The sequence below is a fragment of the Rubrivirga sp. genome (genome assembly GCF_965213695.1).
In the GTDB taxonomy this organism is placed as follows: domain Bacteria; phylum Bacteroidota; class Rhodothermia; order Rhodothermales; family Rubricoccaceae; genus Rubrivirga.
Genome location: NZ_OZ243912.1, coordinates 1,852,786 through 1,872,490, shown reverse-complemented (window position 1 = coordinate 1,872,490; position 19,705 = coordinate 1,852,786). Strand labels below are relative to the sequence as shown.

At 73.6% G+C, this 19,705-nt stretch carries 20 protein-coding genes; 11 read left to right on the top strand and 9 right to left on the bottom strand.

Annotated elements, in window-relative coordinates:
* Positions 1 to 4: 4 nt before the first annotated feature.
* A complete protein-coding gene (locus tag ACOOHE_RS08210) occupies positions 5 to 781 on the bottom strand; it encodes a class I SAM-dependent DNA methyltransferase (protein ID WP_420457319.1) in 777 nt (258 codons plus the stop codon).
* A 407-nt stretch (positions 782 to 1,188) separates the two neighbouring features.
* Positions 1,189 to 2,658, bottom strand: a complete 1,470-nt coding sequence (locus ACOOHE_RS08205) for a sugar transferase (RefSeq protein WP_420457318.1) — start codon at positions 2,656 to 2,658, stop codon at positions 1,189 to 1,191.
* A 126-nt stretch (positions 2,659 to 2,784) separates the two neighbouring features.
* On the opposite strand from ACOOHE_RS08205, the gene ACOOHE_RS08200 reads away from it, so the two are divergent.
* Positions 2,785 to 4,434, top strand: coding sequence for a capsule assembly Wzi family protein (locus ACOOHE_RS08200; RefSeq protein ID WP_420457317.1), 1,650 nt, complete (start codon positions 2,785 to 2,787; stop codon positions 4,432 to 4,434).
* Entirely contained in the window at positions 4,434 to 5,423 is a 990-nt protein-coding gene (locus ACOOHE_RS08195) for a phosphatidylglycerol lysyltransferase domain-containing protein (protein WP_420457316.1), read from the top strand. The genes ACOOHE_RS08200 and ACOOHE_RS08195 overlap by 1 nt, the downstream gene beginning before the upstream one ends.
* A gap of 240 nt (positions 5,424 to 5,663) precedes the next feature.
* On the opposite strand, the gene ACOOHE_RS08190 is transcribed toward ACOOHE_RS08195, so the two are convergent.
* From ACOOHE_RS08190 to rsmB, 4 genes are all read right to left on the bottom strand, one after another.
* Positions 5,664 to 6,437 (bottom strand): hypothetical protein, encoded by a 774-nt coding sequence (locus ACOOHE_RS08190; protein ID WP_420457315.1) that lies wholly within the window; start codon positions 6,435 to 6,437, stop codon positions 5,664 to 5,666.
* A 7-nt stretch (positions 6,438 to 6,444) separates the two neighbouring features.
* On the bottom strand, positions 6,445 to 7,557 hold the full coding sequence (locus ACOOHE_RS08185) for a PorV/PorQ family protein (protein WP_420457314.1): 1,113 nt from the start codon (positions 7,555 to 7,557) through the stop codon (positions 6,445 to 6,447).
* Between the two features lie 103 nt (positions 7,558 to 7,660).
* Positions 7,661 to 8,212, bottom strand: coding sequence for a DinB family protein (locus tag ACOOHE_RS08180; RefSeq protein WP_420457313.1), 552 nt, complete (start codon positions 8,210 to 8,212; stop codon positions 7,661 to 7,663).
* Positions 8,209 to 9,528 carry a 16S rRNA (cytosine(967)-C(5))-methyltransferase RsmB gene (gene rsmB, locus ACOOHE_RS08175; protein ID WP_420457312.1) on the bottom strand — a complete coding sequence of 440 codons (1,320 nt, stop codon included), beginning with the start codon at positions 9,526 to 9,528 and terminating at the stop codon, positions 8,209 to 8,211. The genes ACOOHE_RS08180 and rsmB overlap by 4 nt, the downstream gene beginning before the upstream one ends.
* A 136-nt stretch (positions 9,529 to 9,664) precedes the next feature.
* Between rsmB and ACOOHE_RS08170 the strand changes: the two genes are divergently transcribed.
* A complete protein-coding gene (locus ACOOHE_RS08170; RefSeq protein WP_420457311.1) occupies positions 9,665 to 9,901 on the top strand; it encodes a hypothetical protein in 237 nt (78 codons plus the stop codon).
* Between the two features lie 137 nt (positions 9,902 to 10,038).
* On the opposite strand, the gene ACOOHE_RS08165 is transcribed toward ACOOHE_RS08170, so the two are convergent.
* Positions 10,039 to 11,718 carry a BamA/TamA family outer membrane protein gene (locus ACOOHE_RS08165; protein ID WP_420457310.1) on the bottom strand — a complete coding sequence of 560 codons (1,680 nt, stop codon included), beginning with the start codon at positions 11,716 to 11,718 and terminating at the stop codon, positions 10,039 to 10,041.
* Between ACOOHE_RS08165 and ACOOHE_RS08160 the strand changes: the two genes are divergently transcribed.
* The 3 genes from ACOOHE_RS08160 to ACOOHE_RS08150 all read left to right on the top strand — a co-directional run bounded on the left by ACOOHE_RS08160 (position 11,709) and on the right by ACOOHE_RS08150 (position 14,059).
* Entirely contained in the window at positions 11,709 to 12,053 is a 345-nt protein-coding gene (locus tag ACOOHE_RS08160) for a hypothetical protein (protein ID WP_420457309.1), read from the top strand. The genes ACOOHE_RS08165 and ACOOHE_RS08160 overlap by 10 nt on opposite strands.
* Position 12,054: 1 nt before the next feature.
* Entirely contained in the window at positions 12,055 to 13,212 is a 1,158-nt protein-coding gene (gene mutY, locus ACOOHE_RS08155; RefSeq protein ID WP_420457308.1) for an A/G-specific adenine glycosylase, read from the top strand.
* 241 nt (positions 13,213 to 13,453) lie between these two features.
* On the top strand, positions 13,454 to 14,059 hold the full coding sequence (locus ACOOHE_RS08150; RefSeq protein WP_420457307.1) for a hypothetical protein: 606 nt from the start codon (positions 13,454 to 13,456) through the stop codon (positions 14,057 to 14,059).
* Here the strand turns inward: ACOOHE_RS08150 and ACOOHE_RS08145 are convergent.
* Together ACOOHE_RS08145 and ACOOHE_RS08140 are read right to left on the bottom strand one after the other, a co-directional pair.
* On the bottom strand, positions 14,056 to 14,568 hold the full coding sequence (locus ACOOHE_RS08145) for a hypothetical protein (protein WP_420457306.1): 513 nt from the start codon (positions 14,566 to 14,568) through the stop codon (positions 14,056 to 14,058). The two genes, ACOOHE_RS08150 and ACOOHE_RS08145, sit on opposite strands and share 4 nt — an antisense overlap.
* Positions 14,568 to 15,056 carry a DUF2085 domain-containing protein gene (locus ACOOHE_RS08140; protein WP_420457305.1) on the bottom strand — a complete coding sequence of 163 codons (489 nt, stop codon included), beginning with the start codon at positions 15,054 to 15,056 and terminating at the stop codon, positions 14,568 to 14,570. The genes ACOOHE_RS08145 and ACOOHE_RS08140 overlap by 1 nt, the downstream gene beginning before the upstream one ends.
* Before the next feature lie 182 nt (positions 15,057 to 15,238).
* Between ACOOHE_RS08140 and groES the strand changes: the two genes are divergently transcribed.
* The 5 genes from groES to ACOOHE_RS08115 all read left to right on the top strand — a co-directional run bounded on the left by groES (position 15,239) and on the right by ACOOHE_RS08115 (position 19,679).
* Complete coding sequence (gene groES / locus ACOOHE_RS08135) at positions 15,239 to 15,532, top strand: co-chaperone GroES (protein ID WP_420457304.1); 294 nt, start codon at positions 15,239 to 15,241, stop codon at positions 15,530 to 15,532.
* A 98-nt stretch (positions 15,533 to 15,630) separates the two neighbouring features.
* On the top strand, positions 15,631 to 17,268 hold the full coding sequence (gene groL / locus ACOOHE_RS08130; protein ID WP_420457303.1) for a chaperonin GroEL: 1,638 nt from the start codon (positions 15,631 to 15,633) through the stop codon (positions 17,266 to 17,268).
* A 157-nt stretch (positions 17,269 to 17,425) separates the two neighbouring features.
* Complete coding sequence (locus ACOOHE_RS08125) at positions 17,426 to 17,998, top strand: CAP domain-containing protein (RefSeq protein WP_420457302.1); 573 nt, start codon at positions 17,426 to 17,428, stop codon at positions 17,996 to 17,998.
* Positions 17,992 to 18,912, top strand: a complete 921-nt coding sequence (locus ACOOHE_RS08120) for a COX15/CtaA family protein (RefSeq protein WP_420457301.1) — start codon at positions 17,992 to 17,994, stop codon at positions 18,910 to 18,912. The genes ACOOHE_RS08125 and ACOOHE_RS08120 overlap by 7 nt, the downstream gene beginning before the upstream one ends.
* Positions 18,912 to 19,679, top strand: a complete 768-nt coding sequence (locus ACOOHE_RS08115) for an NRDE family protein (protein WP_420457300.1) — start codon at positions 18,912 to 18,914, stop codon at positions 19,677 to 19,679. Before ACOOHE_RS08120 ends, ACOOHE_RS08115 begins: the two co-directional genes overlap by 1 nt.
* The last annotated feature ends 26 nt before the right edge of the window (positions 19,680 to 19,705 follow it).

Genomic DNA, 19,705 nt, shown 5'->3' with positions numbered 1-19,705 from the left:
CAAGCTACGCCGGACGGGCCTCCGAGTCGGCCCGGGCGAACACCCAGTGGACGCGCTCCGTCGCGTCGTCGGCCGGGACGTCCTCGAACTCGTCGTAGGCGGCGACCGCGGCGAGGCCGGCGGCGGCGGCGGCGGCCTCGACCTCGTCCATCGTGTAGGCCCGCTGGACGTGCGTCTCGCGGAGCCGGCGGCCGTCGGGCAGCGTCAGCTCGAACTCGGTCGTGTGGAGCCGGGCGCCGGCGTCGTAGCGGCTCGTCCGGAGGTACGAGAAGGCGTCGGTCTCGCCGGCGTCGTCGAACCCGTCGGCGGCGTGGTTGACCGAGTTGGCCGGCGTCGACTGGTCGACGACGGCGATCCCGTCGGGCGCGAGCGCGTCGCGGACGCTCTCGAAGAGCGCCGTCACGGCGTCGAGGTCCAGGAGATAGTTGAGCCCGTCGTAGACCAGCACCACCAGGTCGGCCGGCGGGCCGGGAACCGTCTCCCCGAACGCCAGCACGCCCAGCGCGACCGGCCGGCCCGCCCGGCGCACCGTCTCGCGCGCCTGCTCGACCATCGCCGGCGACCCGTCGAACGCGCGGTAGTCGTAGCCCGACGGCGGCGGCCCGTACGGCTGGAGGGCGACGGCCAGCGCGCCCGTCCCGCACCCCAGCTCGGCCACGCTCCGGGCTTGGGGGTGGTGGCGCCGGACGATCCCCTGGACGGTGGCCGCCCACATCGGGTAGTCGACGTGGGCCATCACGGCGTCGTAGCCGGCGGCGAGGGCGGAGTACGGGTCGGGCACGACGGGGGACGGGGGACGGGGGACGGGGGACGGGGGACGGGGGACGGGGGACGGGGGACGGGGGACGGGAAGATGCTCGACCCGGACGGAGGGTGCCAGCCGGCGGCGAGGAAGTCGCTCCGAATCCGAGTGGAGCGTGGGAGGAGTCGCTTGGACGAGGACGTCCGCCCCTGGTCACCGCTCTGAGCCCCGACCTTGTCATCCTGAGCGGATGCGAAGGATCTCAACGCGGAGGGCTAAGCCGTAGGGAACGGTACCGGCGGGCTCGGGCATCGTGCTGAGATCCCCCGCCTTCGCGGGGGCAGGCTCTTCGCAGGCTCAGGATGACAAGAGGAGAGATCGTGCTCGCCCCGGCGGCGTCGCCCCCCTCCCACACTCCCACACGCCCCACTCCGCCGGAGCGCCCGCTACTGCCCCTGCCCCGCCAGCGCCGTCCGGACCGTGCGGAACAGGATCTTGGCGTCCAGGCTCAGGCTCATCGTCTCGATGTAGAACAGGTCGTACTTCAGCTTCTGGCGGACGTCCTCGAGGTCGGCGTCGTAGCGCCACTTGACCTGGGCCAGGCCCGTCACGCCGGGCTGGACGCGGTGGCGGCGGCTGTAGAGCGGGATCCGGTCCGTCAGCTTCTCGACGAAGTAGGGCCGCTCGGGGCGGGGCCCGACCAGGCTCATCTGGCCCGTCAGCACGTTCCACATCTGGGGGATCTCGTCCAGGCGCAGGCGGCGGAGCCAGCGGCCGAGCGGGGTCACGCGGGCGTCGCGCTGCTCGGCCCAGACCGGGCCCGTGTGGCGCTCGGCGTCGTCGACCATCGTCCGGAACTTGAGCATCGTGAACGGCCGCCCGTGCCGGCCGACGCGCGTTTGGCGGTAGATGGCCGGGCCGGGCGACGTGCTCCGCACGAGGGCCCCGATCACCAGCCACGCCGGGGCCCCGACGAGCAGCACGAGTGCGCTCACGACCACGTCGGCGATCCGCTTGGTCCGCCGCTCCCAGGCCGGCATCGGTTCGGGCAGGACCTCGATGAGCGGGAGCCCGTAGGTGTGCTCGGTCCGCGCCATGCCGCCGACGGCGGCGTAGAAGTCGGGGACCAGCTTGAGCGTGACCGGCTTCCCGTCGCAGACGCGCAAGACCTCGTCGAGCGTCGCGTGGTCCTCGGTCCCCAACGCCAGGATCACGTCCTGGACTCGCAAGCGGTCGATCAGGCCCGGAAGCTCGGCCACGGCCGCCTCGGGCGCGCCGGCCGCCGTCACCTCGATGGCGCCCCTCGGCAAGGCGTCGCCGCCGGGGAACCGCTCGGAGATCGTCACGGGCTCGGCCCCGGGGTCGACCAGGACCGGCACGGCCGACGGCGCCCGCAGGCGGACGGCCCCGACGATCTCGATGTTGGCCGCCGGGTACCGCGCGAGGTCGTGGTACAGCGTCTCGACCCGGTCCGACCACCCGACCACGACGGCCCGGTGCCGGCCGTAGCCCCGGACCACGAGCGCCCGCTGGACGGCCCGCACGGTGAGCCGCGCCGCGCCGACGGCCCCAAACTGAGCGAGCGCGTAGACGCCGATGGCCGTCCGCAGCTCGCTCGCCTCCAACCGGTCCACCACGAGCCCGAACAACAGCGCCAAGCACCCGAAGGCGACCACCTTCGCCAGCGTCGCCAGCTCGTCGAGCCGGCCCCGTGCGTAGCGCTCGGCGTACAGGCCCGAGAACGCGAACAGCACCCCCCAGCCCAGCACCAGCACCGCGATCCCCCCGGCGTCCGACCCCGCGACGGCGGGGAGCCAGTCCCACCCGGCGCGGCCCGAGACCACCGCGGCCAGCACGGCGGCGGTAGCGAGGGCGTCCCCCAGGACGAGGGCGAGGATCTCAATGCGACGAGACAAGCGCGGCGGGGGGGATACGCGTAGCGAAAACGTCTCGATGCAGAGGGGGGCGTGTGAGCGAGGGGAAAGTAGACGCCCCACGCCGAGCGCGCAAGCGGGGTCTCCCCGGGCGATACCTTTGGCCCCATGCGCCGGACCGTCGGTCTCCTCCTCTTCGTCCTCCCCCTCGCGGCGCGAGCCCAGCCCGAGATCGTCCCGGCCGAGCACGCCGTTTACGAGTGGCTGGCCGACCAACGCGCGGCCGGGGCCCTCCCCGAGTACCGCCACGAGACGTTGCCCTACGACCGGGCGACGGTCCGCCGGCACCTCGACTCGCTGTCCGTCCACGCCGACCGGATCGGGCCGTCGGGCCGGTTCTGGCTCGACGAGTTCCGCCGCGAGTTTTTCGAGCCGCTCGACCGCGTCAACAGCATCGCTGGCGATGGGCAGGCCGGCTTCTTCGACCCTGACGCCGAGCGGACCTTCGGGTTCTTCCGCGACTCGACGTGGCGGGTCTCGGTCTGGGGCGAGGGCGTCGTCGAGCACCGGGCGGCGAGCGGGAGCATCGACGCGAGCGGGCTGGCGCGGAGCGCCCAACTGACGTTCGAGGCGAGCTGGAAGGACCGCGTCGGGCTCTACACGAGCACGCTCTCGGGCACCCAGATGACGGGGAGCGCGAACGTGCTCGCGGCCGACCCCGTGCTGGCCCCGCTCTACTACATCTCGCGCGACCCGGTCAACGTGGCCGGCCCGTTCGACCGGACGACGGCGTCGCTCCGGGTCGTCGGCGGCCCGTTCTCGGCCGAGATCGCGAACGAACGCCTGCGCTACGGGGCCTCCGTCGACGCGCCCGTCGTCCTGGCGGATGGGGCCGACTACCTCCCGTTCGTCCGGTTGGGGCTCCAGGGGCGGAGCGTGACCGTCCAGCTCGTCCACGCGGGCCTCAGCAGCCCGTCCCAGTTCGTGGTGGACGAGTCGCCCGGCGGCGACCAGTTTTTCGACCAGCCCCAGCGCTACCTCGCCGTCCAGCGGCTCGACGTCCAGCCGACCGGGTGGTGGACGTGGTCGTACACGGGCATGGTCGTTTATGGCCGGCGCGGGCCCGAGGTCGCCTACCTCAACCCGCTCTACCCCGTCAAGGCCGCCGAGCACGCGCTCTACGACCGCGACAACACGCTGTTCTCGCTCGAGACGACGGTCCGCCCGCTCCCCGGCTTGGAAGGCAACTTCACCTGGCTCGTCGACGACCTGGCCACCGCGTCCCTCGGCGACGGCCTCTTCGCCAACAAGTGGGGGATCCAGACCGGGCTCAAGGCGACCGTGCCGGGGTCCGGGGTGACGCTGTTCGGCGAGTACGTCCGGATCGAGCCGTACACCTACTCGCACCGCTTCCGCGAGGACGGGTTCTACTTCAACTCGTACGTCCACAACGGCTTCGGGCTGGGCCACCCGCTGGGGCCAAACGCGGACCAGCTGCTGGCGGGCGTGACCGCGTGGCTCCCGTTCCGCGCGCGAGCCCGCGTGTCGGGCCGCTACGTGCGGAAGGGCGAGAACCCGGTCGACCCCGTGACGGGCGAGGTCACGAACGTCGGCGGCGACGTCCGGCTCGGCGAGGCGCCGGCCGACGGGCGGGCGCCCTTCCTGGCCGGCGACGTGTTCAAGGGCCCGGGCGTGCGGACCGTCGTCGAGGTCGAACCGGCTCGGGGCGTCGCGCTCCGGCTCTACGGCGACGTCCAGTGGTGGGACGACCGGCCGACCGAGCGCTTCTGGCGGTTGGGGCTGGCGGTCCGGCCGTAGTGCCCGGCCTCTCGACCTGGCACGGCGCGGGCGCTACGGTCGACTACGTCGAGGTCCGGTCGTGGGGCCGAGTCCGGGTCGCGGCCGGCGCGCCGACGGGTCCCGTCGAGGGCCGGCCGGCGGCGGCGGCGGCGTTCGAGCGCGACGCCCGCGCGGCGAGCGCCCGCGTGTTGTGGTTCGCCGTCGAAAATCCGGCCGACGTCGGCCCCGACCGGCCGTCGGTCGTGATCGGGGCGGAGCCGGTGTGGCGGACGGGCCGGTGGCCCGAGATCGTGGCGAGCAAGGCGTCGGTGCGGGCCCAGATCCGCCGCGCGGCCAACAAGGGCGTGGTCGCCGAGCGGTGGCCGGCCAAGCGGGCGTCGGCGTCGCCCGAGCTCCGCACGGTGTTGGCGGACTGGCTGGCGCGGCGTGGCTTGCCCCCACTCGCGTTCTTGGCCGACCCGTTCGTGCTGGACGAGCCGGGCGACCGCCAGTTCGTCGTCGCCATGCGCGACGGCGCGGTCGTCGGCTACCTCGCCTTCGTGCCGGGCGACGAGGCGTTCGTCGAGTGGATCATCCGGGCCCGCGACGCGCCGAACGGGACGTCGGCCCTGCTCCTCGACGCGGCCGTCCGCGACTTGCCTCCCGACGGTACGTTCACTCTGGGCTTGGTCCCGCTCTCGACCCACGCCCCGCTCTCCGAGGACGCACCGCCGCTGCTCGTCCGCGCGCTGCTGGCGTGGACGCGGGCGCACGCGACGCGCTTCTACAACTTCGACGGGTTGGAGCGCTTCAAGGCCAAGTTCGTCCCCGACCGCTGGCGCCCGCTCTCGCTCGTCACCGACGGCCGCCCGGTCTCGATGTGGACGTTCCACGACGTGGCCGCCGCGTTCGCCGCACCCCGCGCCCCGACCCGGTTCGTCGCCCGAGCGCTCGCGGACGCGGTCGTCGAGGAGGCCGGGACGCTGGCCCGACGGCTCGCGCCCGCCCTCGGAGCGGGGAGGGAGTGAGCGGAAGGGAAGGAGTCAAAACCGTTGTGTCCTTCGCAGTCCCCACACCGTGTCATCCTGAGCGACCGCGAAGGATCTAGCTGCTCGCGGCCCGGCAGACTCGACCGACTCGGCGCTTACGTCCAGCAGATCCTTCGCTGGCGCTCAGGATGACAAGAGCGAGAGACTGCGCTAGCCCTGGAGGTGGCGATCCACACACGCCCTCCCCCCACACCCCCGCACCCCCACACTCCACCCGGCTCAGTTCTCCGCCCGGAAGCGGAAGGTCACGTTCGTCGTCTGGTTGACCTGGAGCGCGTTCGACGGGAGCGGCTGGGCGCGGCACCCCGAGACGACCTGGCGGACGGCCCCGTTGAGCGCCGCGTTGCGCGTGACCGGCCGGTCGGCCACGTAGCGACCATTCGGGGCGAACGTGACGCGGTGGACGACCTGGCCCTCGACCCCGCCGAACGGCGGTTCGGGACAGTACGTCACCGACCGCGTGCCGAACTGGAAGCCGACCTCGGCCGGGGCGTCGCCGCCGGAGCCCGTCCCGGAGCCCGTCGCCGAGCCGGCCGTCGGGGCGTCGCCCTGGGAGGTGCCGGTGCCCGTCGTCGGGCGGGGCTGGGTCGGAGACGTCGGGTTGGGCTCCGTCCGTGTCGCTCGCGACGGCGGGTTGGGCCGTGCCGGGCGGGCGTCGTCACTCTGGACGGGCCGCGGCAGCGGGCGCTCGGCACGGGGCGGCGTCGGCGTCCGCTCGGGGATCCGGGCCTGGGTGGGCGCGGGCGGCGTCGGCCGCTCGGCCTCCGGCTGCGTCATCGACTCCGACGACGTGCCCGCCTCGGCCCGCTCGGGCGGCCCGGTCTGGACGGGCACCGTCGGCGCCGGGCCGAACTCGATCTCGGTGAGCTGCGGTGGCCAGTCCGGGTCCGTCGCCTGGGGCGGCACCGACAGCCCGAGCGCCAGCAACAGCAGGACGACCGCGTGGAGCGAGACGCTCAGGAGCAGGCCGGTGCGGTCGTCGGGCGAGACCATCGGGAGATCAGCGGGCGGGGGACGCGGAGCCGAGCGAGCCGGCCCCGAAACGATACGCCAGCGAGACCCGGTGCGAGAACCCGAGCTCGCTCCCCAGCCCGCCGAAGTCGCCGAACCCGTAGTCGATCGCGAGGGGGCCCAGGTTCACCCCGGCCCCGACCGACGGCGTGATCTGGGTCCCGAACCGCTCGCTCGTGGCCACGTCGGCGATGCCGGCGCGGAAGGCGAGCACGTCGCGGAACGTCATCTCCGCCCCCAGACGGGGCCGGAACGACACGCCGGCCGCGTCGAGCACGTTGGCGGCCTGGCCGTCGAAGCCGAGGTCGAGGTCGGCGGCGAGCGTCATCCCCACGTCCTCGGACAATGGCAAGACCGTCGCCGCGCCCAGCCGCGCCAGCGGGAGCACGACCTCGGTCAGCCCCACCGGCCGGCTCTCCTCGGGGACCTCCGCAAAGCGGGCGTCGTCGACGGACCACGACTGGACCATCCCCGTCGCGTCCTGGACGTTGACACCGAGCCGGACGCGCCCCAAGTCGAGCTGGGCCCCGACGTCGAGCGAGTAGCCCCACGCGCTCGCGAACTCGCCCACGCCGCGACGGATCACCTTGGCCGACGCCCCGACCGACAGCGCGCGGTTGATCCCGCGGGCGTACGACACGAAGAGGGCGTTGTCGGCCGCCGAGAACAGCGTGACGTTGTCCGGGTTGACCTGGCCCGTCGCCGGGTCGTAGGCGTCGAGCGTGTTGGCGATGTCGTCGACGGCCGAGCGGACGAACGTGACGCCCAGCGTCGAGCGCGACGAGAGCGGGTAGGCCACGGCGGCGTAGTCGAACGAGACGGCCCCGTCGAACCGCTCGGCGTGCATGTAGGCGGCCTCGGGCGTGGCCACCCCGTCGAGCCCGGCCACGTTCCAGTACCCGGCGGTCACGTCGTTGGCGTGCGCCACGTACGCCCCGCCCATCCCCAGGGCCCGGGCGCCGACGCCCGACGCGAGGAACTCGGCCCCGTACTTGACGGCCGTCCGGCCCGACGAGGGCTCGGGGGCGTCTTGGGCCTGCGCGACGGGCGCGGCGGCAAGGAGGAGAGCGGCGAGCCAGACGCGGCGCGGCGAGAGAATCATGGAGTCTGGAGAGGACGACGTACCAGGATGCAGACGCGCGCGGGGAGGGCTCAGGTGGGAACGGGACGCAAGCTCGGTCATTGCCACGCCCAGGGCAAGGCGCTTACGCCGCCCCTCGGGCATCGGCCACCGCCCGCTCGGCCTGAAGCACGTGGCGGAGGTTGTGCTGCCCCAGCACCTCGATGAAAACGCCGAGAGGGAGCTTGAAGAACGGCAGGAACGGCTCGAGCACCTTGACCCGGGCGAGGTCGAGCCCGTCGGCCGCGTCGACGATGGCGAGGAGCGCGTCGGTGTCCGAGTCGAACCGGCCGAGCGCCCGCTCGCGGTCGATGTCGGACCGCAGGCCCCGGGCCGACGGCGGCTTCATCGCCGGGAGCGTCGGGATCGCGCGCGAGCCGGGCGTGACGGCCGCGATAAACCGGCGGCCGACCCAACCGTACCGGAACGGCCCCTGGCCCCGTGGCTCCGTCCGCGCGACGGCCTCCTCCAGGTACGGCATGTAGCCCTTGGCCGTCCGGTTCAGGTGGACCACGCACTCGGCGGCCGACCACCCCTTCGCCGAGGGCTTGGCGTTGAACACGTCGTCCGGCAGGCCGTCAACGAGGGCGTCGAGGCGGTCGCGGGCCTCGACGAACGGGGCTTTGAGATCGGTCATGGCGAGCGGCGGAGGCGGGCGGCGAACGCGCCGTCGGTCCCGTGGACGTGGGGCAGCGCGCGGTAGACGTCGCCGTCCACGAAGGCGTCGGGAACCCAGGGTGCGACGGGCTCGATGGAGAACTCGGGGTGCCGGTCCACAAAAGCGGCCACGCGGTCGTCGTTCTCCTCGGGCTCGACGGAGCACGTCGAGTACACGAGGAGCCCGCCGGGGCGGACGTGCCGGGCGGCGGCGTCGAGCAGCCGGTCCTGAAGCTCGGTCAGCTCGGCCAGCCCCTCGGGGCTCCGGCGCCAGCGCAGGTCGGCGCGCTTGGCGAGCACACCCGTCCCCGAGCACGGCGCGTCGAGGAGCACACGGTCGAACGCTCCGTCGCCGTCCCACGTCGTCAGGTCGCCCTTGACCGGGCGGACGGACGCCAGCCCGTGCCGCCGGGCGGCTCCGGCGATCAGCCCGACTTTGGCCTCGCTGAGGTCGAGGGCGACGACCTCGCCCCGGTCGCCCATCTGCTGGGCGGCGTAGACCGTCTTCCCGCCTGGCGCCGCCGCCGCATCTAAGACCCGCTCGCCCGCTTGGGGCGCGAGCACATCGACCACGAGCCCGGCCGCGACGTCCTGGACGGCCACCGTCCCCTCGTCCAACAAGCCGGACCGCAGGACGGGCTGGAGCCGGTCGACGGCCACGAAGGCGTCGGACCACGGCGACGGCTCGGCCTCGACGCCGAGGTCGGCGAGCTGGCGGAGCGCGTCGGCGCGGGCGTCGGGCGGGAGGCGGAGCGTGAAGGCGCCCGGCGCGTTGCTGGCGGCGAGGAACGCGCGCGTGGCGTCCTCGCCCCACCGCGCGAGCCACCGGCGGACGGTCCACGTCGGGTGCGAAAAGCGGACGGCGAGGTCGTCGGCGAGATTGCCGGAGGCGGGCTCGGGCAGCGTGCCCGCGCGGCGGGCCCGGTCGAGCGCGCGCAGGACGCCGTTGGCGAGGTTGCCGGCGCCCCTGTGGAGCACCTGCTTGGCCGCCTCGACCGACTCGTTGACGGCCGCGTGCGGCGCCGTCTCGCGGACGACCAGGTCATAGGCCCCGATCCGCAAGACCTGCAACAGCTCGGGGTCGAGGTCGCCGAGCCGACCGCGGACGAAGGCGGCGAGCAGAAAGTCGAGCCACCGCTTCTGGCGCGTCACGCCGGCCACGTAGTCGACGGCCCGCCGTGAGACCTCGGGGTCGTGCGCGCCGTCGGCCAGGCGGGCGACGTGGGCGCCGTCGTCCTCGACGCGGAGCAGGCGCTGGACGGCCAGGACGCGGGCGCTGGGGGCGGGGTCGCTCATGCAGGGAAGCTAGGCGGCCCCCGACGGACGCGCCGTGAGGAGGCGGTTCAAGTCACGCCAGGCGACTCGATCCCGGCGCCGACCGAACCCGACGGCCGCCCGCCCGTTTGGACGACTCCTCTCTCCCCCTCCCCTCATGGCCACCTGCGACACCTGCGGCAACGACTACGACAAAAGCTTCACCGTCACGCTCCACTCCGGCGAGACGATGACGTTCGACTCCATCGAGTGCGCCGCCCGCCAGATCGCGCCGACCTGCGAGGTCTGCGGCGTCCGGATCCTCGGCCACGGCTTGGAAGCCGGCGACCGGGTCTTCTGCTGCGACCACTGCGCGGGGAAGGCCGGGGTCGACCAACTTCAGGACAGCGTGTAGGAGACCCGCGTGCGCCCTGTCCCTCCGGGGAGTCAAGGACGGGGGACCGCCGGGTCGAGCCGTCTCTGGCCCTCGGTCTCGTGGGACCAGGGCCGGTATCCCGTAACGTGGGTTCCAGAAAAGGGTCCGGGCGGCTGCTACAGCCCGACCTGGAGGCCGACGTGGATCTTGCCCTGCGACGGCCCGATCTCCGGGTTGAGCGCGTAGCTCACCGTCGCCACGCCGAGCCCGGTGGCCAGCCGGAGGCCGGCGCCGTAGCCGACGAGCGCCCGCCGCTCGGCGAGGGCGCCGGGCCCGGCCGGACGGTCGAAGCCCCCGCCGTCGACGAACGCGAACGCGAACGAGACGTCGTCGAACAGGACGCGGTACTCGGCCAGGCCCCGGACGGTGCTCTGGGCCAGGAACTCGGCGTCGTCGTAGCCGCGGAACGAGGTCGCGCCGCCGAACCGGACCAGGTCGCCCTCGTCGACGAGCCCGTCGATCCCGGCCTGCTGCTGAGTCACGGTCGCGTCGGCGCCGAGCACGAGGGTCTGGCGCGTCAGCGTCGGGAGGTAGGCGCGCGCTCGGGTCGTCAGCCGACGCCGGGCGCCGGGGGCCGCGTCGAGGGCGTCGCCGCCGCGCCGGCCCTGCTCGGCCAGGACGTCAAAGGCGACGCCGCGGCGGGGCGCGCGGGGCCGGTCGAGACGAGCGAACACGAGCCCGACGCCGACCAGCACGTCGTCCGTCCGGCGGACGCGCGGGCGGCCGTCGACGAGCTCGGCGCCGAACGTGCCGGGCCGGACCGACTCGCTGGCGAGCGACGCGACCAGGTCGAGCGTCGGGTCGAGCGCGTAGCGGAAGTCGACCGAGGCCCGCTGGCGCGCCAGCGTCGAGTCGCGCGAGGTGCCGGCGAACGACAAGCCCGCGCCGAGCGGGCTCCCCAGCACGAACGGGTCCGAGACGGCCACGCCGAACGCCGACGCCAACCCGGGCGTCCGCTCCAGCGCGACGGTCGCCGTCCGCCCGCCGCCGAACAGGTTGCGCAGGTCGACGCGCCCGCTCCCGACGACCCCGCCGCCGGCCCCGCCGCTGGGCGGGAGGTAGCCGAGCACGACGTCGAACGCGCCGGGCGGCGCCTCGACCACGGGCACCTGGAGCACCAGGTCGCCGGACTCGTCGCGCGCCAGCACCGGCACGCCCACGTCGGCGTAGAGGCCGGAGGCCTCGAGCCGCTCCCTCACCCGGACGGCGTCGAGCGCCGAGGGCGGCGTCGGCCCGCCCAGCCCGGCCCGGCGCGTCGCGTAGGCCCGCGACGGCGACCGGGCCCCGGCTAGCTCGACGGCGACGACGCGGCCCTCGGGCCCTTCGTCGATGCGGACCGTGACGTCGACGGCTTCCCCCCCGCTGGCCACCTCGACCTCCGGCACGAGTTGGGCGTCGGCGAACCCGCGCAGCGCGTACCGCTCGGCCGTCCGCCCCAGGTCAGCCGCCAGTTCCGACGACCGGAACCGCCGGCCGGGCCGGGTCTGCCAGTCGTGGTCGGCGTCGGCCAGCGTCGTGCCGACGAGCGTGACGCGGCGGACGACGGCCGGCGGGCCGGGCGTCACGAACGCGGTGTCGGCGCGGGCCGAGTCGAGCCGCGCCAGCAGAAAGCCACGCCCGGCCAGCGTGTCGGCGGCGGCGGCGGCGCTCGGCGCCGTCACGACCTGGGCCGAGTCGGGCGTGACGACGGTCCACCGCGCCTGGGCGCCGGCCGGCAGGGCGAGCGCGACGAGCCCAGCGAGCCCCAGGGCCCGTGGTACCTTCCGCCACATCGCCTCCGTGTTCCGTGCTCGCATTGCGTCTGGGTCTCCTCGTGTGCGCCCTCGGCTTGGCGCCGACGGCCGGGGCCGAACGCGCGCCCGCCGCGCCGCCGTACGCCGACCAAGCTAGCCGCGCCGACACGCTCCGGTACTCGGTCCGCGCGGGCGAGACGCTGATCGTCGCGCTGCCAGCGAGCGGCGAGGTGTCGTACCACGTCGTCGAGGCGCCGGCCCTGTCGTGGCTCGTCGACCGCTCGTTCATGTGGCAGACGCTGGCGCGCGAGCGCGGTACGTTGCCGGTCCGGCTGCGCCGGACGGCGCCAGGCCGAGCTACGGAGGAGGTCGTCCTGCTCGTCGAGATCACCGGCTGAGATGGCCGAGGCCGGCGACGGACTGGACGACGCGCTCGACACCGCGGCCTCGCCCGAGGTCCGAGACGCCTTCCGCCAGTCCTTGCCCGCGTGGTTCGACGGCGCCCGGCGGCCGATGCCGTGGCGCGAGCCTGGAAAAGACGGACGGCGCGACCCGTACCGCGTCTGGGTGTCGGAGGTCATGCTCCAGCAAACGCGGGTCGAGACGGCGACGCCCTACTTCCGCCGGTTCGTCGAGCGGTTCCCGACGGTCGAGGCCCTCGCGGCAGCGCCCCTCGACGACGTCCTCAAGCACTGGGAGGGGCTCGGCTACTACAGCCGCGCCCGCAACCTCCACCGCGCGGCCGGCCAGGTCGTCGCCGAGCACGGCGGCGCGGTCCCGTCCACGGAGGAGGCGTTCCGCGCGCTCCCCGGCGTCGGCCCGTACACGGCCGCGGCCGTGCTGTCGCTCGCGTTCGACGCGCCGCTGGCCGTCTTGGACGGCAACGTCATTCGGGTGCTGACGCGCGTCTTCGCCGTCACCGCCGACGCGCGCGCCGGCCGGACCCGGACCGCGCTCCAAACCCTCGCCGACGCCTTGCTCGACCGCGAGCGCCCGGGCCGGTGGAACGAGAGCGTGATGGAGCTGGGGGCGACGGTCTGCACGCCGCGCTCGCCGGCCTGCCCGCGGTGCCCGCTCCGGCCCGTGTGCCAGGCCGCCGCGCTCGGCACGCCCGAGGCGTTCCCCGTCGTCTCGAAGCGCGCGCCGACGCCGCACCACACCATCGCCGTCGGGGTCGTCACCGACGACGACGGGCGGGTCCTGATCCAGCGCCGGCCGGAGGACGCCATGCTGGGCGGGCTGTGGGAGTTCCCCGGCGGCAAGGTCGAGCCGGGCGAGTCGCTCGAAGACGCCTGCGCGCGCGAGGTCCGCGAGGAGCTGGGGGTCGAGGTGGCCGTCGGCGCGCCCATCGCTCGGGTCGAGCACGCCTACTCGCACTTCCGGATCACGATGCACGCCTTCCGCTGCCGCGTGGTCTCGGGCGAGCCGCGGACCGAAACGGGCGAGCCCTGGGCCTGGGTGGCCATTGGCGACCTCGACGGGTACGCCTTCCCGCGGGCCAACGGCCGCGTGATCGAGGCCCTGCGCGAGCAGGTGCGGGCGCCCCGCTTGTTGTAAACCCACGTTGCGCCTGAACTGGGACAGGCTGGAGGACCGGCGACGGAGGGCCGGGGACCGGCTTCCCTGACGAGTCTCGGGCGGTCTTCCGTCCCCGGTCCTCGGTCCTGATGGACCCGAAGACCACAGGCACCACGTAGGTTTGTAAGGCCACCTCCGGGCGGAGGCGGACCCGTCGGACTCGGCGGAGCGCATCCCGCCCGGCCGGCCGGCGTACGTTGCCGCCCCGCCCCTCGCGCTCATGGAAGGCCTGGTCGATCTCCTCCCGCTCCTCTTCATTGGGCTGTACTACTTGCTGGCGTCGCGGCGTAAGGCGAGGGTCCGAAAGGCCGCGCAGCGCAGGGTCGAGGCGCCCCAGTCCGAGTTGGTCCAGGACGAGCCCCGCGCGGCGACCCCGTTCCAGACCTTCCTCGACCAGCTCGAGGAGGCGATGCAGGAGGCCAACGGGTCCGCCCCGGAGCCCGAGCCCGTTCCGCCTCCCGTCGTCGAACTCCCGGAGCGCCCGCGCGGCCCCCGGTTGCCGACGGCCACCCCGGAGTTCCGCACGCTCCCCGGCTCGTTCGACGCCCCGACGCCGGTCGACCACGACGCCCACGGATTCGGCCGCGACAACCCGCTCTCCGAGGAGCGCTTCGAGCAGGCGCCCGCCTTCGCCCCGCCACCGGCGCCGGCCGACCGGTCGTTCGACCCCCACGGGCTCCGCCAGCGGCGCCGCGCGGCCAAGGCCACCAAGGCGGCCACGTGGCGACGGCGCTTGCGGGACCCCGAGGCCGCGCGTGACGCCTTCGTCTTGCAGACCATCTTCGGCCCGCGCGGCGGGATCCGAGGCGACCGGCCGAAGCGCTAGATCGCGTCGAGCTCGTCGACCGGGCCCTTCTTGAAGATCGACGCCGCGACGGCCCCGCCGATGGCGCCGATCAGGGCCGCGATCACCAGATTGACGATCGCGCCGCCGATGCCCTGGAACATCTCGCCCATCTGCATGGCCTGCTCGATGGCCTCGGGCTCCATCCCCTGCGCGATGAGCTGGTCGCGCTGCCGCTCGAGCAGCTCCGCGTTCGACGGGTACGCCCCGACGGCCTGGAGCAGCCGCGTGATCCCGTAGCTCACCAGCCCGCCCAGGGCGACGGCCGCCGCGCCCAAGCCGGCGCCGGTCCCCGCAGGAATCGTGAGCCCGTTCGTCGAGGTGTAATGCCACACGGCGACGGCCGGGCCCGCCAGCGCCGCCAGGCAGCACAGCACGCCGACGAGGTACTGCCCCGTCTGCCCCGTGTTGATGGCGATGAACCCGATGATCAGGCCGGCGACGGCGTAGACGGCGGCCCCGAGAACGATGGAGGGAGTCTTGCTGGGCATTACGAGTCGAGCGAGGGGGTGAAGGCAAGGGACCGACGGGCGGCCAGGAGATTCGCGGCCAAGATGAGGCCGGCGGTCGCGCCGAACAGGGCGCCGGTGAGCGTCCGCGAGAGCGGGGTGTTCGCCCACACGCCGAGCGCCCCGAGCCCCCAGTCGACGGCGGTCGGGACGAGGGCGGCGACCAGCCAGAGACCCTGCGGGCGGCGCCGGACTCCGGCGAGCAGGGACGCTCCAGCCAACGGCGCGAGGGCCAAGCCTGCCAGGAGCCCGACTAGGACCCCCGAGCAGCGGTGGCACAGCGCGACCGGCCCGCCCGCGAGGTGGGGCGACCGCTCGGGCATCTGGTGGCAGACGGCCGCGAAGGCGTGGTGGACGAACGTCCCGGCGTCGCCGCCCAGGACCGGCGGGAGCACCGCCAGCACGGCGAGCGTACCGACCGCGCCGAGCGCGGCCAGCCAGCCCATCGTCAGAGTCCTGGAGCGTGCCATGACGGAAACCTACGGCCGTGCCCGGCGAGGGATGCGCCCGACTTGATCCCCTCTTAACGCTGAGCGCGGGACCCTGGGGGAGGCCCCGAGGTACCACCCCTAGCACTCTCGCGGGGAGAGTGCTAACCTGACTCCCACGCGGCTCTGCCGCGACCTCTGTTCCCCCCTTTCCAACCCACACCATGGCAGCATCCATCAAGCCGCTCGGCGACCGCGTCGTCGTCAAGCCCCAGGACGCCGAGACCCAGACCGCCGGCGGCCTTTACATCCCCGACACCGCCAAGGAGAAGCCCCAGCGCGGGACCGTCCTGGCCGTCGGCCCGGGCAAGGTCGAGAACGGGACCAAGGTCGACATGACCGTCTCCGAGAACGACACGGTCCTCTACGGCAAGTACGCCGGCACCGAGATCCAGCTCGACGGCGACGACGTCCTCATCATGCGCGAGTCGGACATCCTCGGGATCGTCAACAGCTAGTCCCGGACTGCGTGATGCGTGATGCGTGATTCTCACGCGCCCCGCGTCGCGCCCTCCGACACCGCTCCCTCACGCATCACGTATCACGAATCAACACCATGTCAAAGCAAATCACGTTCGACGCGGACGCCCGCAACCAGCTCAAGGAGGGCGTCGACGCGCTCGCGAATGCCGTCAAGGTGACGCTCGGGCCCAAGGGCCGCAACGTCATCATCGAGAAGAAGTTCGGCGCCCCGACCGTCACCAAGGACGGCGTGACCGTCGCCAAGGAGATCGAGCTCGAGGACAAGATCGCCAACGTCGGCGCCCAGATGGTCAAGGAGGTCGCCTCCAAGACGTCCGACGTGGCCGGTGACGGCACGACGACGGCCACGGTCCTGGCCCAAGCCATCATGACGCAGGGCCTGCGCTCGGTCAACTCGGGCGCCAACCCGATGGACCTCAAGCGCGGCATCGACAAGGCCGTCGTTCAGGTCGTCAAGGAACTCAAGACGCTCTCGCGCGAGGTCGGCGGGAAGGACGAGATCGCCCAGGTCGGGTCCATCTCGGCCAACAACGACAACGAGATCGGCGACCTCATCGCCGAGGCGATGGAGAAGGTCGGCAAGGACGGCGTGATCACGGTCGAGGAGGCCAAGGGGACCGACACGTCGCTCGACACGGTCGAGGGCATGCAGTTCGACCGCGGCTACCTCTCGCCCTACTTCGTGACCGACCCCGACGCGATGGAGGTCGTGCTGGAGGACGCGCTCGTGCTCGTCCACGACAAGAAGATCTCGGCGATGAAGGACCTGCTCCCGGTCCTGGAGAAGGTGGCCCAGATGAGCGCCCCGCTCCTGATCGTGGCCGAGGACATCGACGGCGAGGCCCTCGCCACGCTCGTCGTGAACAAGCTCCGCGGCACCCTCCGTGTGGCCGCCGTCAAGGCCCCCGGCTTCGGCGACCGCCGCAAGGCCATGCTGGAGGACATCGCGGTCCTGACCGGCGGGACGGTCCTGTCGGAGGAGAAGGGCTTCAAGCTCGAGAACGCCACGCTCGACACCCTCGGCCGCGTCCAGCGCGTCGTCATCACGAAGGACAACACGACGCTCGTGGACGGCGCCGGTGAGCAGGGTCAGATCTCGGCCCGGATCAACCAGATCAAGGCCCAGGTCGAGACGACGACCTCGGACTACGACCGCGAGAAGCTCCAGGAGCGGCTCGCCAAGCTGTCCGGCGGCGTCGCCGTCATCAAGATCGGCGCGGCGACCGAGCCCGAGATGAAGGAGAAGAAGGCCCGCGTCGAGGACGCGCTCCACGCCACGCGCGCGGCCGTCGAGGAGGGGATCGTCGCCGGCGGCGGCGTCGCCTTCGTCCGCACGCTCTCGGCCCTCGACAACGTCGAGACCGAGAACGAGGACCAGCAGATCGGCGTCCGGATCGTGCGCCGCGCGCTCGAGGAGCCGCTCCGCCAGATCGTCAACAACGCCGGCCTCGAAGGCTCGGTCGTCGTCCAGAAGGTGAAGGACGGCACGGACGACTTCGGGTTCAACGCCCGGACGGAGGAGTACGGCAACCTGCTCTCGATGGGCGTCGTGGACCCGACCAAGGTCACGCGCACGGCGCTCGAGAACGCGGCCTCCGTCGCCGGCCTGCTCCTGACCACGCAGTCGGTCATCGTCGACAAGCCCGAGGACGCGCCGGCGATGCCGGCCGGCGGCGGGATGGGCGGCATGGGCGGCGGCATGGACTTCTAGGTCCGGCCTCGCAAGGACGGCCGGCGGACCTCGTCCGTCGGCTCTGGGGCGGCCTCCTTCGGGGGGCCGCCCTTCTTTGTGGCCGGCCGCCCTCGTCCTTCACGCGAAGTCCGGCGGCTGGCGGCGACTCTCCCGCGACGTCGCCCGTTCGGACCTCATGCGCTGCCTCGCCCTCCTCGTGCTTCTGTCGGGCTGCGGGTGGCCGGCCGTGCTGCCGGACGGCGTGGAGCGTGGGGAAGCGCCGGACCTCGGGCGACTAGATCGGCTCGTCCACGAGACGGCGACCGCCGCGCGCCGCGACGAGGGCCTGAGACCGCTGGCGTGGTCCGACAAGCTGGCGGCCGTCGCCCGGGCCCACAGCCGAGACATGGCGAGGCGGGGCTACTTCGGCCACGTCACCCCGGAGGGCCTCTCGGCCCAGGACCGCGCCCGAGCGGCCGGCGTCGACTGCCGCGTCCCGGTCGACGGCGGGCGGACGCGGGTCGGCGTCTCCGAGAACCTGTACACGAGCACCCGGTACCTCCGCGTCCGCACCCGCGCCGTGGGGGGCCGGGCCACGCGCACGGCCGACTGGCTCTCGCCGGAGGAGCTCGCCCGGCGGACCGTCGACGGCTGGCTCGGCAGCCCGGGCCACCGCCGCAACCTCCTCGACGCGACCTCGCGCTCGCACGGCGTCGGCATCGCCACGGACGGCGACGACCGCGTCTTCGTCACCCACGTCCTGTGCTGACCGTCTCGCCCCGAACTGTCTCGCGCGTCGCCTGGGGCGTCCTGGGCTACACCGTCCTGGTGATCCTGTGGGGCGCGTTCGTCCGGGCGTCCGGCTCGGGCGCCGGCTGCGGGGCCCACTGGCCGCTGTGCAACGGCGAGGTGGTCCCGACGGCGCCGGCGCTCAGCACGGTCGTCGAGTTCGGCCACCGGGTCACGAGCGCGCTTGCCGGGGTCGCGGCGCTGGTGCTCGTCGCCGTCGTGTTCCGAGGGACACCGAAGGGATCGCCGGTGCGGAAGGCGGCCGTGGCCTCGCTCGTGTTCATGGTGTTGGAGGGCGGCATCGGCGCCGCGCTCGTCCTGTTCGAGTACGTCGCCTACAACCCGTCCATCGGCCGGGCGATCTGGATGGCGGCGCACCTGACGAACACGTTCCTGCTGCTGGGCGCGCTCACGCTCACCGCGTGGTGGTCCGAGGGGATGGAGACGCCGCGGCTGGGCGTGCGCCCGGCCGTCGGCTGGGTGGCCGCGACGCTGGCGGCCACGCTCGTGCTCGGGGCCGGCGGCGCCGTCACCGCGCTCGGCGACACGCTCGTCTTGGGCGGCGGGATCGACCCGGCAACGGACCCCGTCGTGGCCGCGCTGCTCGGCGCCCGCGTCTTCCACCCGACGATGGCGTTCCTCACGCTGGCCGTCCTGGGCGCGGCCGTGATCGGGACGCGGTCGGCGGGGCGGGCGAAGACGTTGGGGATGGCGCTCGTTGGCGGGTTCCTGGCGCAGATGGCGCTGGGCGCGCTCAACGTGGCGCTCCTGGCGCCGATCTGGCTCCAGATCGTCCACCTGCTGATGACGGACCTGATCTGGATCGCGATGGTGATTTGGGCCTCCGAGGTGCTGGCGGCGCCCATCCGGGAACCGGCGATGGTAGCGGCCTGATGTGCCTGGTCGTCTTCGCGCTCGACGCCCACCCGAGGCACCGGCTGGTGCTGGCGGGCAACCGCGACGAGGCGTTCGCCCGGCCGGCCGCCGGGCTCGCGCCGTGGGACGACGCGCCCGACGTGATCGCCGGTCGCGACCTCGAAGCGGGCGGGACGTGGCTCGGCATCACCCCGACCGGCCGGTGGGCCGTGTTGACGAACGTGCGCGACCCGCTCCACCCGCGCGCGGCTCTCCGCTCCCGGGGCGCCCTCGCCGCCGACTTCTTGCGCGGGGACGCGGCCCCACTCGACTACGCCGCCGCCGTCCACGCCGCCCGGGCCGACTTCGACGGGTTCAACCTGGTCGTCGGCGACGCCCAAGCGGTGGCCGTCGTCTCGACCCGCACCGACGCCGTGACGACGTTGGGGCCGGGCGTCTACGGCCTGTCTAACGACCGGCTCGACACGCCGTGGCCCAAGCTCGTCCGCGCCCGGCGTCGCTTGCGCGAGGCCCTGCGCGCCGACGCCGTCGACCCGGCGGTCCTCCTCGCGCTCCTGGACGACACCGAGCGGGCGCCGGACGCGGACCTGCCAGACACCGGGGTCGGCCTCGACCTGGAGCGGCTCCTCTCCCCGATCCGGATCGTGGCCGGCGACTACGGCACGCGCGTCTCGACGGCGCTCGTCCTGGACCGCGACGGCGGCGGGGCGGTCGTCGAGCAGACCTGGAACCGAGGCGGAACGTCGGGGCCGCTGGTAAGCAAGACGGTGGGGAGTGGAGGGTAGAAGGTGCCGGGGCCGGGCTGTCTCGG